Raw genomic sequence first — 12,123 nt, 5'->3', positions numbered from 1 at the left:
TCAACCGGGGAAAGCAGGAAATAGACGCCCGGCGACAAAGTCCACGAACACGCGGATTTTTGGTGACAAATGCCGGCTTGACGGCCACAGCGCCCAGAATTGCCCCTGGTCGCTGCACTGGTCGTCCAGCTCACTTTCCAGCCGTCCTTGGGCCAAGGCCTCGCGCGCCAGGAAGTCCGGAACAAAGGCGATGCCGTGGCCATCAATCGCGGCCGAAAGTATGGCTTCCATGTTGTTCAAGGTCATTACGCCAGGCAGGCGCAATTGGGTAAACGCAGGGTTGGCAGATAAGGTCCAGTCCATGAGTTTACCGGTGGTGGCAAATCGATACAGCAGGCATTCGTGCTGCTCAAGATCAGCCACCACCTGCGGCCTACCCTTGCGCTGGAAATAACCCGGCGACGCACACAGCAAGAACCTGAAGGGCCCCAGCCTGCGCGACATCAATGTCGAGTCGGCCAGGGCGCCACTGCGAATCACCACGTCAAAGCCCTCCTCGATCACATCCACCAACAGATCATTGAAATCCAACTCCAATTCGATGTCTGGATAGGCGTCGCGAAACGCCTGCATGTGCGGCATGAGGAAGCGATAGCCAATGGTCGGCAGGCTCACACGCAAGCGGCCACGAGGTTGCTGCACGCTGTCACTGAGCATGGCGCGAGCGTCTTGCAGATCGTCGAGAATTTTGCGACAGCGCTCATAGAACAACTGTCCTTCGGCAGTAAGGCTGACTTTGCGCGTGCTGCGGTGCAGCAACCGTACATTCAGCGAAGCCTCAAGCTTGGCGACATTTTTGCCGACTGCCGACGCGGAAATACCAAGGCCACGGGCCGCCCCAATGAAGCTGAGCGCTTCGGCCGTTTTTACGAACGAAATAACACCGCTAAGGCTGTCCACAGGCCAATTGCATCCTTTTTATCCATTATCATCGGAATATAAGCCTGTTTATTCATGATTACATCCTCAATAGAGTGACTGTTACCTTTCCAAGGACAACAGACATGATCACCTCTATACGACCAGCGCGGGTGACCCTCGCCGCGATTTGCCTCGCAGCGCTGGTGCTGCCCTTAAGCTTCACCGGCGGAGCAGTGGCTACGCCATCCATTGGCCGGGCATTTGCAGCCACACCCACGCAACTGGCCTGGGTCACCAACGCCTTCATGCTCAGTTTCGGCAGCCTGTTGATGGCAGCGGGCACATTCGCTGACCTATACGGACGCAAGCGTTTGTTTATCAGTGGCATGAGCGTTTTTGCAGGCGCCTCCCTACTGCTGGCTGGAGCGCCCGACCTCGTTTGGCTGGACCTGCTTCGCGGCGTGCAAGGTATCGCCGCGGCTGCGGCGTTGGCCAGCGGTTCGGCGGCACTCGCACAAGAATTCGAAGGCCATGCCCGCACCCAGGCGTTCAGCTTGCTGGGCACCACGTTCGGCGTTGGCCTGGCATTCGGCCCGCTCTTGTCAGGACTGCTGATAGAGACGCTGGGCTGGCGCGGGATCTTTCTTTTCACTGGCCTGCTGGCGGTCGTCTCATTGGTGTTCGCCGTGCCAAACATGCGTGAAAGCCGCAACCCCCAAGCCCAACGGCTGGATACGCTGGGGGTAATGACGTTTTCCGGTTTGCTGATCGCTTTCACAACGGCAGTGATTCTGGCCCCGTGGTATGGCTGGGACAATTGGACGATACACACACTGCTGGGCGTATCAATCGTGTGTGCCATGGCGTTTGTCCTCGTGGAAACGCGCACGCAACAGCCCATGCTGGAACTGCGAATGTTTCGGCTCCCACGCTTCGTGGGCGTGCAGATCCTGCCGATTGGTACCTGTTACTGCTACATCGTGCTGATCGTGTTGCTGCCAATTCGTCTGATTGGCGTTGAGGGCGCCAGCCCGTTCCAAGCGGGGATAACAATGCTGGCACTGACTGCGCCGATGCTGATTGTGCCGCTTATTGCCGCGTCGCTGACCCGCTGGCTGCACGCCGGCTCACTGTGCGCCCTCGGCTTTGTAATGGCAGCGGTAGGCCTTGCCTGGATGAGCAACGTCAACACCCATGGGCAGCTCATCGCCGCCATGCTACTGACAGGTGCGGGTACTGCAATCCCTTGGGGCTTGATGGATGGCATGGCGATAAGCGTGGCACCAAAGGAGCGAGCCGGCATGGCGGCGGGGGTTTTCAACACTACACGCGTTGCCAGTGAGGGCGTGGCGCTCGCCATTACCATGGCGGTGTTAAGTGCACTGGTGGCCCGCCACTTGAGCGCGGGCACCACGGCCAGCGCTGCCTCGAACATCGCGCAACACCTGGTGATAGGCGATCTGCAACATGTAGGCCAGATCCCACTCGCGCAATTGCGCACAGCCTACGCTTCGGGATTCAATACTTTATTGCAGCTATTGGCGGCGTTCACCTTGATCACTGCCGTAATCGTTTATCTTTTTCTTGGCAGGCAACCTGCAGCAGCGGCCGCCGCACATAAAGAATGCGTAACAAGCAGCCGGGCGCCGTAAGCATTGCGTCAGCTCTATTGAGCGGCCTTCAGCCCGTCTCTACCGTGATGACCTATCCCATCATTGTGTAGGAAGCCACCGTGGAAAGCTCAACCCTCGGCATGATCGTACTGACCATAATCGCCGTGTTTGGCACGGCATCCTTCTGCTTCGAGCACCTGGCAAGGCGCCCGCGGCGCAAGAAAAAAGCTGAATAAACAAATCACAGACGAAAAAAAACCCGCTCAATGAGCGGGCTTTCTGTGGCGACCTGGCGTTCAGTGTTCCAAGTTGCCGAATATGGCGCAGCGGACGGGACTCGAACCCGCGACCCCCGGCGTGACAGGCCGGTATTCTAACCGACTGAACTACCGCTGCGCGTAACACTTGAAGCGAATGGTGGGTGATGACGGGATCGAACCGCCGACCCTCTGCTTGTAAGGCAGATGCTCTCCCAGCTGAGCTAATCACCCTTCGTTTCGGTGTGGGCGGCATCATACACCAAAAATCCGCAATGTCTTGATTTAAATGCACTTTATTTTAAATATTTTCTTGACCCAAGGTTAACCCGAATAAAAACGGGCTTCTGCTCCTGTAAACGCGAGTCTATTGCGTTTACCCAGCGCTTGGCTGCACAATTAAAAACCATTCTCAATAACGCCCGAGCCACGCCTATGCCTGTGGGTGAACCGCCATTCCAACGGGAAATTACCCAGCTCTACAGCGAGCATCATGGCTGGCTGCTCACCTGGCTGCGGCGCAAGCTGGGTTGCCGGCAGAACGCCGCCGACTTGGCGCAGGATACCTTTGCACGCATCTTGAACGCGCGTGAAACCGTGGCCAGCATTCGCGAACCCCGGGCTTACTTGAGCACCACCGCCAGGCGCCTGCTTATCGACCAAGCGCGACGCAGACAGATTGAACAAGCTTATCTGCAGGAATTGGCCCTCACGGTGGACGCGCTCGAAGGTGTTCAATCCCCAGAGCAAATCCACACAACGCTCGAGGCCCTTGAGCAGATTGCGTTTATCCTGGAAGGCATGCACGAATATTCACGCCAGGCTTTTGTGCTGTATTACCTCGAAGAATTGACCCAACAGCAAATCGCCCGGCAGCTCAAATTGTCAGAGCGTACTGTGCGCAAATACCTGATCAAGGCGCTCATGCATTGCAGCCACAGTATGGACACCTGATTGAACATGCCCGACCCACAACAAAAAATCGAAGAGCAGGCCGCCGACTGGCTGCTGCGCCTGCACGAGGGCGAACTGAACGACACCCAGCGACTGGCATTTGAACGCTGGAAACAGCAAAGCCCGTATCACGCTGCAACCGCCGCTCGCATGGAGGCCGCCGTGGCCCATATGCAGGCACTGCACGACAAGAAAGCACCGTCCCGAGCGGCGTTGAACGCAGCCTTCGCCCCATCCGAGAAGCGACGCGGCAAAAACACCCTACGGGCACTGTTATTGGTGTGCGGCCTGGCGATTCCAACGACGGCAATGCTCGTCAGCCCTTATCCGCAGCAGTGGCTGGCCGATATACGCAACGGTCCGGACCAATGGCAAACCCTGCAACTGGCCGACGGCTCAACCTTGACTCTCAACGGTATCAGCGCGGCAAACCTGTATTTCGATGGCAAACAGCGCCGCGTCGAACTGCTGCAAGGCGAAATCCTGGTGCAGGTGGCCCACGACAACACTCGACCGTTTATCGTGCAAACCCCTCAAGGTACGCTGCGCGCACTAGGCACGCGATTTGTGGTCAAGCGTGCGGGTGAGGTCACCGTTCTGAGCATGCTCGAGTCCCGGGTAGCCGCACATAGTGCGAACGGCCAACAGACACTGGAGGTCGACGCGGGCTCGCAGGCCACAATGCGCTCGAACGAGGTGCGCCTGGCCGGCCCCATCGATCCAGCGAGCATTAATGAAGCCTGGCGCCGCCATCAATTGGTAGTTGAGAACCGCCCCTTGCCCGAGGTGCTGGATGAAATTGCCAGGCATCGCGCCGGCCGCGTGCAATTTGATCGCCATGCGCTGCAATCCCTTCGCGTATCTGCCGTGATCCCGCTGGATAACAGCGACCACGCCTTGAAACTGCTGGCGCAAACACTGCCGATCCGGATACAGGCCTTCACCCCATGGCTGGTCGTGGTAAGCCCTCTAGACAAGAGCCAATGAATAATTATTCGCATTTGCTTCCGGTTTTTAAGAAGCTGCCCGTCAAGGAGGGTAATTGAACCCATAAAGGACTGCATTCACCATGTACGCCCCCTCCCACCTGCGTGGACGCTTTCGGCTATTGAAATGCGCACCGCTATCCTTGGCCATACTCACCACTTGCACACTCAATACCAGCCTGGTCCAGGCGGAGGCAGCCAGCATCGCCGCCCAGGCTTATGACATTCCTGCCGGGCCGCTGGGCAGTTCGCTCAACCGCTTTGCCCAGCAGGCCGGAGTCGCTATCGTGTTCCAGTCCCACGAACTGGAAGGTGTCAAGGGCCCAGGCCTGAAAGGCGACTACGGGGTTCAGGATGGCTTCGACAGGTTGTTGCGAGGCAGTGGTTATCGTGCGGTAAAAGGCGATCGGGGCTATGCGCTGCAACCTGCCCCCGTTGCGGGCAACGACACACTGGAGCTGAGCCCCACCGAAGTCAGCGCCAACCAACTCGGCAACGTCACCGAAGGCACCGGCTCCTACACGCCCGGCACGATCGCGACTTCCACGCGGCTGGTGCTGACCCCCAAGCAAACCCCGCAGTCGGTATCAGTGGTTACTCGCCAGCACATGGACGACTTCGGCCTGAACAACGTTGACGATGTGATGCGTCACACGCCAGGCATCACCGTTTCAGCCTTCGACAGCGAGCGCAGCAACTACTACGCCCGGGGCTTTTCGATCAATAACTTCCAGTACGATGGCATCCCGTCCACCGCGCGCAACGTCGCGTACTCGGCGGGCAACACCTTGAGCGACATGGCGATCTACGACCGCGTCGAAGTGCTCAAGGGTGCCACCGGCCTGCTCACTGGCGCAGGCTCATTGGGTGCAACGATCAACCTGGTGCGCAAGAAACCTACAGCGGATTTTCAGGGGCACGCCACCCTCGGCGCCGGGTCCTGGGACAATTACCGCAGCGAGCTGGATGTCAGCGGCCCGATGACTGAGAGCGGCAATGTGCGTGGTCGGGCAGTGGCCGCCTACCAGGACAAGCACTCATTCATGGACCACTACTCACGCCAAAGCCCGACGTACTACGGCATCATGGAGTTCGACCTGTCACCCGATACCCTGCTGACCGTAGGCGGCGACTATCAGGACACCTTGCCACGGGGCTCATCATGGTCAGGCAGCTTCCCGCTGATCAACTCCAAAGGCGACCGTAACAGCGTCAAGCGCTCGTTCAATAACGCCGCCGACTGGAGCAGCTGGGAACAATACACCCGCACCGTATTTGCCATGCTCGAGCACGATCTGGGCAATGGCTGGGTCAGCAAATTGCAACTGGACCACAAGATCAACGGCTACCACGCCCTGATGGGCTCGATCCAGGGCAACTACCCGAACCAGGACGGCACCGCCCAACTGACTTCGGGCAAGTACACCGGGGAAACCGTCAGCGATTCTGCCGACCTGTACGTGAGCGGTCCGTTCAGCTTGGGCGGGCGCGAACACGAACTGGTACTGGGCGGCTCCATCAGCGCCTCAGAATGGAAAGGCAAAGGCTACTGGAACCTCTCACCCAATATCGTCGACTTCAACAACTGGCACGGTCACGCAGCCATACCGGATTGGGGCAAGGCCCAATTGTTGATCGATGACACCGTGCGACAGACCGGCGCGTATGTGACCACACGCCTGAATCTCGCCGACGACCTCAAGCTGCTGATGGGTGGGCGCGTGGTCAACTACCAAGTCACAGGCTATAACCCCAACTACCGCGAGTCCGGACGGTTCGTACCCTACATCGGCGCGGTCTACGACTTGAACGACACCTACGCGGTCTACGCCAGCTACACCGATATCTTCATGCCACAAGAGAATTACAACCGCGATCGCGACAACAAACTGCTTGAACCGGATGAGGGCCAGAACTGGGAACTGGGCGTAAAAGCCGAGTTCCTCGACGGGCGTGTCAACGCCAGCGCGGCCTACTTTGAAATCCATGAATCCAACCGCGCACTCTCGGATGACGAGTACAACAACCAGACGCCGACCCCGAGCAACTACGCCTATAAAAGCAGCAAGGCCGTCACCAAAGGTTATGAGCTGGAAATGTCCGGCGAGATTGCCCCCGGCTGGCAACTCCAGGCTGGCTATACCCACAAGGTCGTGCGCGACGACAAGGACGTGAAGATCTCCACGTTCGAACCCGAAGACCAGGTCAAGCTGTACACCACCTACAAACTCAAGGGCCACCTGGACAAGCTGACCGTTGGCGGTGGCGTGCGCTGGCAGAGCGTCGGCTGGCAGGACATCTACAACGACCCCCACAAGCAATACGAAGAGTTCTCCCAGGACGCCTATTGGCTGGTCGACGTGATGACACGCTACCAGGTCAGCAAGAACCTGTCGGCGACGCTGAACGTCAACAACCTGTTCGACAAGCACTATTACACCAACATCGGCTTCTATAACTCCGCCGCCTATGGCGAGCCTCGTAACTTCATGGTCACCACTCGCTGGGATTTCTAAAGCCTCATAAAAAAGCCGCCGATCATCAAAAATGATCGGCGGCGGCGTTCCCGGTTATTTGCAAAAACCCAGACAGCAAAAAGCCCGCTCAATGAGCGGGCTTTTTGTGGAAACCTGGCGTTCAGCATTCCAGGTTACCGAATATGGCGCAGCGGACGGGACTCGAACCCGCGACCCCCGGCGTGACAGGCCGGTATTCTAACCGACTGAACTACCGCTGCGCGTAACACATGAAGCGAATGGTGGGTGATGACGGGATCGAACCGCCGACCCTCTGCTTGTAAGGCAGATGCTCTCCCAGCTGAGCTAATCACCCTTCGTTTCGGTGTGGCGCGCATTCTACGGAGCGACCCTAAGTCTGGCAAGCACTTTCTTAAATCTTTTTTTTCAGCCCTTCCAATGGCTTAGGCAGGGTTGGCCTGGGGCGTGATCAAGAGAATAATGCCCCCCTTTGTATAGAGGAGAGACTCACCCCATGTGGTTCAAGAACCTGCTTATCTATCGCCTGACCCAAGATCTGCCTGTTGATGCCGAGGCGTTGGAAGCGGCCATGGCCACCAAGCTGGCGCGCCCTTGTGCAAGCCAGGAGTTGACCACTTATGGTTTCGTCGCACCTTTCGGTAAAGGTGAAGATGCTCCCCTGGTTCACGTCAGCGGCGACTTCCTGCTGATCGCAGCGCGCAAGGAAGAACGCATCCTGCCGGGTAGCGTGGTGCGTGATGCACTCAAAGAGAAAGTCGAAGAGATCGAAGCCGAGCAGATGCGCAAGGTCTATAAGAAGGAGCGCGACCAGATCAAGGATGAAATCATCCAGGCCTTCCTGCCCCGCGCCTTTATCCGTCGCTCGTCGACCTTCGCCGCCATCGCGCCGAAACAGGGCCTGATCCTGGTCAACTCGGCCAGCCCCAAGCGCGCCGAAGACTTGCTGTCGACCCTGCGTGAAGTGATCGGCACCCTGCCAGTCCGTCCGCTGACAGTGAAAACCGCACCGACTGCCATCATGACCGACTGGGTCACCACCCAGAAACCGGCCGACGACTTCTTTGTCCTCGACGAATGCGAACTGCGCGACACCCACGAAGACGGCGGTATCGTGCGCTGCAAACGCCAGGACCTGACCGGCGAAGAGATCCAGCTGCACCTGACCACCGGCAAGGTCGTGACTCAATTGTCCCTGGCATGGCAGGACAAACTGTCCTTCATGCTCGACGACAAGATGACCGTCAAGCGCCTGAAATTCGAAGACCTGCTGCAAGACCAGGCGGAACAGGACGGCGGCGACGAAGCCTTGGGCCAACTGGATGCCAGCTTTACCTTGATGATGCTGACCTTCGGTGAGTTCCTGCCGGCGCTGGTTGAAGCGTTGGGTGGTGAGGAAACCCCACAGGGCATCTAAGCCATGTGAAGATCAAAATGTGGGAGGGGGCTTGCTCTCGATGGCGGTATGTCAGCCAATAGATGTGTAGCTGACCCACCGCTATCGGGAGCAAGCCCCCTCCCACATTTGATCGCATTGCCAACTAAAAAAACTAACAAAAAGGATGCCCCCATGCGTGCACTCGCCGCCTTGAGCCGCTTCATCGGCAATACCTTCGCCTACTGGGTGTTGATATTTGCCGTATTGGCCTTCCTGGAACCCGGTTGGTTCATCGGCCTCAAAGGCGCCATCGTCCCCCTGCTGGGCCTGGTGATGTTCGGCATGGGGTTGACCTTGAAACTCGAAGACTTCGCCGAAGTCGCGCGCCATCCGTGGCGCGTGGCCTTGGGCGTGGTCGCGCATTTTGTGATCATGCCCGGCGTGGCATGGTTGCTGTGCCAGATGTTCCATCTGCCGGCGGAAATTGCCGTCGGCGTGATCCTGGTGGGCTGTTGCCCAAGCGGCACCTCGTCCAACGTCATGACGTGGCTGGCCCGGGGCGACCTGGCATTGTCGGTGGCCATTGCCGCTGTCACCACCCTCCTCGCCCCGCTGCTCACCCCGGCATTGATCTGGCTGCTGGCCTCGGCCTGGCTGCCGGTATCGTTCATGGAGCTGTTCTGGTCGATCCTGCAAGTAGTGCTGTTGCCGATTGTGCTTGGCGTAGTCGCGCAACGCGTACTGGGTGAGCGGGTTCGTCATGCGGTGGACGTGCTGCCCCTGGTATCGGTGGTCAGCATTGTGATTATCGTTGCCGCGGTGGTTGCCGCAAGCCAACAGAAGATTGCCGAGTCGGGCCTGCTGATCATGGCCGTGGTGATGCTGCACAACAGCTTCGGTTACCTGCTGGGCTATTTCACCGGGCGCTTGTTCAAGTTGCCCTTGGCGCAACGCAAGTCGTTGGCCCTGGAAGTGGGCATGCAGAACTCCGGGCTGGGTGCCGCGTTGGCCAGTGCGCACTTTTCGCCGCTGGCGGCAGTGCCAAGTGCGTTGTTCAGTGTCTGGCACAATATTTCCGGAGCACTGCTGTCGACCTACTTCCGCCGCATGAGCGAAAAGGAAGACCGCCGCGCACTGGAAAGCGCGCCGTAACTTGATCGTCTGATCCGATTTCGGCACTCTACCAAGCTTCGCGGGGACGACCTCGCGACGCTATCAAGCGCTTACCCAGGGGACGACCCCACTTTGTAGAAGCGAGGTCATCATGTCCTGGATCATTCTGTTTTTTGCCGGGTTGTTTGAAGTCGGCTGGGCCGTGGGTTTGAAGTACACCGACGGTTTCAGCAAGCCACTGCCCACCGCCCTGACAATTGCCGCCATGGCGGTCAGCCTGGGGCTGTTGGGGCTGGCCATGAAGGAGTTGCCGCTGGGCACTGCCTATGCGATCTGGACCGGCGTGGGTGCGGTAGGTACCGTGATCGCCGGGATTATCCTGTTTGGCGAATCCATGGCGCTGTTTCGATTGGCCAGTGTGGCGTTGATTATCTGCGGGCTCATTGGGCTCAAGATCAGCACTTAGACCGCTACCACCATCGAGGGCAAGCCCCCACTTTTTGATTTGTGAACACATTCAGAATGTGGGAGGGGGCTTGCCCCCGATAAGGCCGCCCCCACCAATCTATAGCTACCTGACACTCCCCCGCAAACCGCCCACCGCCGCCTGCAACTGCACAGGCGTTGCCGCCTCCACGGCAATTGGCTCACCCGCCACCAACACCACCCGCGACCAAATCCGATGGAAAAAGCCCTTGTGCGGATCGCGACTGAAAAAACTTCCCCAAAGCCCCTGCAACGCCATCGGAATCACCGGCACCGGTGTTTCCTCCAGAATCCGCGTCACGCCACCGCGAAACTCATTCATCTCGCCATCGGCCGTCAACTTGCCTTCCGGGAAGATGCACACCAACTCGCCATCCTGCAGGTACTGGGCAATCCGCGAAAACGCCTTTTCATAGATCTGGATATCTTCATGCCGCCCGGCAATCGGAATCGCGCCGGCGGTGCGGAAGATAAAGTTGAGCACCGGCAAACGATAGATCTTGTAGTACATGACAAAGCGAATCGGCCGACGCACCGCGCCACCGATCAACAGCGCATCGACGAACGACACGTGGTTGCACACCAGCAGAGCCGCACCCTCATCTGGAATTTGCTCCAGGTTGCGATGCTCCACGCGGTACATGGAGTGGCTGAGCAGCCAGATCATGAAGCGCATGGTGAACTCAGGGACGATCTTGAAGATGTAGGTGTTGACCGCGATGTTGAGCAACGACACCACCAGGAACAGCTCGGGGATCGACAGCTTGGCCACGCTCAGCAGCAGGATCGAGACGATGGCCGAGACCACCATGAACAGCGCGTTGAGGATATTGTTGGCCGCGATCACCCGCGCCCGTTCGTTCTCAGCGGTGCGCGACTGGATCAGCGCATACAGCGGCACGATATAGAAACCACCGAACACACCGAGGCCAAGGATATCGAACAACACCCACCAGGCCTGGCCGTAACTGAGTACCGCAAGCCAATCATTGGCCTGGACGTTCTGTGGGAAGCCCCCCGAGTGCCACCACAGCAACAGGCCGAACACCGTCAGGCCGAAGGAGCCGAACGGCACCAGGCCGATCTCCACCTTACGCCCGGAGAGTTTTTCGCAGAGCATCGACCCCAGGGCGATGCCCACTGAGAACACGGTGAGGATCAAGGTCACCACGGTTTCGTCGCCGTACAACCATTCCTTGGCGTAGGCCGGGATCTGCGTGAGGTAGATCGCGCCGACAAACCAGAACCAAGAGTTGCCGACGATCGAGCGCGACACCGCTGGCGTCTGCCCCAGGCCCATGCGCAACGTCGCCCAGGACTGGGTGAAGATATTCCAGTTCAGGCGCAGTTGCGGCGTCGAAGCCGCCGCCCGCGGAATGCTGCGGCTGGCCAGGTAGCCCAGCACCGCCACGCCGACTATGGCCACCGCCACTACCGGGGCGTAATGGGTGGAAGACATCATGATCCCGGCGCCAATGGTGCCGGCCAGGATCGCCAGGAACGTGCCCATTTCCACCAGGCCGTTGCCGCCCACCAGCTCATCGTCGTGCAGGGCCTGGGGCATGATCGAGTACTTCACCGGCCCGAACAGCGCCGAATGGGTGCCCATGGCAAACAGTGCCAGCAGCATCAGCTCCAGATGATTGGTCAAAAATCCCGTCGCGCCCACGGCCATGATCACGATCTCACCGACCTTGATCGCACGGATCAAGGCGTCCTTGTTGAATTTCTCGCCAAATTGCCCGGCCAATGCCGAGAACAGGAAGAACGGCAGGATGAACAATAAAGCGCACAGGTTGACCCAGATAGAGCGGTCGCCCTCGATGCTGAGCTTGTAGAGAATCGCCAGGATCAGCGATTGCTTGAAGATGTTGTCGTTGAACGCGCCCAGCAGCTGGGTGATGAAAAACGGCAAGAAACGCCGTGTGCGCAGCAAAGTGAATTGCGAGGGGTGGCTCATCGTCCGTGTTCCTGCGTGGC

At 58.7% G+C, this 12,123-nt stretch carries 9 protein-coding genes and 4 tRNA genes; 7 read left to right on the top strand and 6 right to left on the bottom strand.

Annotated features, from left to right (window positions below; all coding sequences use genetic code 11):
- A complete protein-coding gene (locus QZR30_RS19835) occupies nucleotides 1–900 on the bottom strand; it encodes a LysR family transcriptional regulator (protein ID WP_059397163.1) in 900 nt (299 codons plus the stop codon).
- A gap of 104 nt (nucleotides 901–1,004) precedes the next feature.
- Between QZR30_RS19835 and QZR30_RS19830 the strand changes: the two genes are divergently transcribed.
- Entirely contained in the window at nucleotides 1,005–2,513 is a 1,509-nt protein-coding gene (locus QZR30_RS19830; RefSeq protein ID WP_311904002.1) for an MFS transporter, read from the top strand.
- A gap of 280 nt (nucleotides 2,514–2,793) precedes the next feature.
- Here QZR30_RS19830 and QZR30_RS19825 read toward each other — a convergent pair.
- Both QZR30_RS19825 and QZR30_RS19820 read right to left on the bottom strand, forming a co-directional pair.
- A tRNA-Asp gene (locus tag QZR30_RS19825) sits at nucleotides 2,794–2,870 on the bottom strand.
- Between the two features lie 19 nt (nucleotides 2,871–2,889).
- Nucleotides 2,890–2,965, bottom strand: a tRNA-Val gene (locus QZR30_RS19820).
- A 201-nt stretch (nucleotides 2,966–3,166) separates the two neighbouring features.
- Between QZR30_RS19820 and QZR30_RS19815 the strand changes: the two genes are divergently transcribed.
- From QZR30_RS19815 to QZR30_RS19805, 3 genes are all read left to right on the top strand, one after another.
- Entirely contained in the window at nucleotides 3,167–3,685 is a 519-nt protein-coding gene (locus tag QZR30_RS19815) for a sigma-70 family RNA polymerase sigma factor (RefSeq protein ID WP_068966766.1), read from the top strand.
- Nucleotides 3,686–3,691: 6 nt separating this feature from the next.
- Nucleotides 3,692–4,672, top strand: coding sequence for a FecR family protein (locus tag QZR30_RS19810; protein ID WP_311904001.1), 981 nt, complete (start codon nucleotides 3,692–3,694; stop codon nucleotides 4,670–4,672).
- Between the two features lie 82 nt (nucleotides 4,673–4,754).
- Nucleotides 4,755–7,187, top strand: a complete 2,433-nt coding sequence (locus QZR30_RS19805) for a TonB-dependent siderophore receptor (RefSeq protein ID WP_046069038.1) — start codon at nucleotides 4,755–4,757, stop codon at nucleotides 7,185–7,187.
- 144 nt (nucleotides 7,188–7,331) lie between these two features.
- Here QZR30_RS19805 and QZR30_RS19800 read toward each other — a convergent pair.
- Both QZR30_RS19800 and QZR30_RS19795 read right to left on the bottom strand, forming a co-directional pair.
- Nucleotides 7,332–7,408, bottom strand: a tRNA-Asp gene (locus QZR30_RS19800).
- 19 nt (nucleotides 7,409–7,427) lie between these two features.
- A tRNA-Val gene (locus QZR30_RS19795) sits at nucleotides 7,428–7,503 on the bottom strand.
- 159 nt (nucleotides 7,504–7,662) lie between these two features.
- Here QZR30_RS19795 and rdgC point away from each other — a divergent pair.
- The 3 genes from rdgC to sugE all read left to right on the top strand — a co-directional run bounded on the left by rdgC (nucleotide 7,663) and on the right by sugE (nucleotide 10,123).
- On the top strand, nucleotides 7,663–8,583 hold the full coding sequence (rdgC, locus tag QZR30_RS19790) for a recombination-associated protein RdgC (protein WP_003172886.1): 921 nt from the start codon (nucleotides 7,663–7,665) through the stop codon (nucleotides 8,581–8,583).
- A 153-nt stretch (nucleotides 8,584–8,736) separates the two neighbouring features.
- Nucleotides 8,737–9,696 (top strand): bile acid:sodium symporter family protein, encoded by a 960-nt coding sequence (locus tag QZR30_RS19785; RefSeq protein WP_059397161.1) that lies wholly within the window; start codon nucleotides 8,737–8,739, stop codon nucleotides 9,694–9,696.
- A gap of 112 nt (nucleotides 9,697–9,808) precedes the next feature.
- Nucleotides 9,809–10,123, top strand: a complete 315-nt coding sequence (gene sugE / locus QZR30_RS19780; protein WP_010211634.1) for a quaternary ammonium compound efflux SMR transporter SugE — start codon at nucleotides 9,809–9,811, stop codon at nucleotides 10,121–10,123.
- Between the two features lie 105 nt (nucleotides 10,124–10,228).
- Here sugE and QZR30_RS19775 read toward each other — a convergent pair whose 3' ends face one another.
- Entirely contained in the window at nucleotides 10,229–12,103 is a 1,875-nt protein-coding gene (locus tag QZR30_RS19775; protein WP_046069040.1) for an MFS transporter, read from the bottom strand.
- Nucleotides 12,104–12,123: the final 20 nt, after the last annotated feature.

Source organism: Pseudomonas sp. rhizo25, from assembly GCF_031931935.1.
GTDB classification, from domain to species: domain Bacteria; phylum Pseudomonadota; class Gammaproteobacteria; order Pseudomonadales; family Pseudomonadaceae; genus Aquipseudomonas; species Aquipseudomonas synxantha.
Note: the sequence above shows the minus strand (reverse complement) of the source record. Positions and strands in the feature narration are given on the sequence as shown.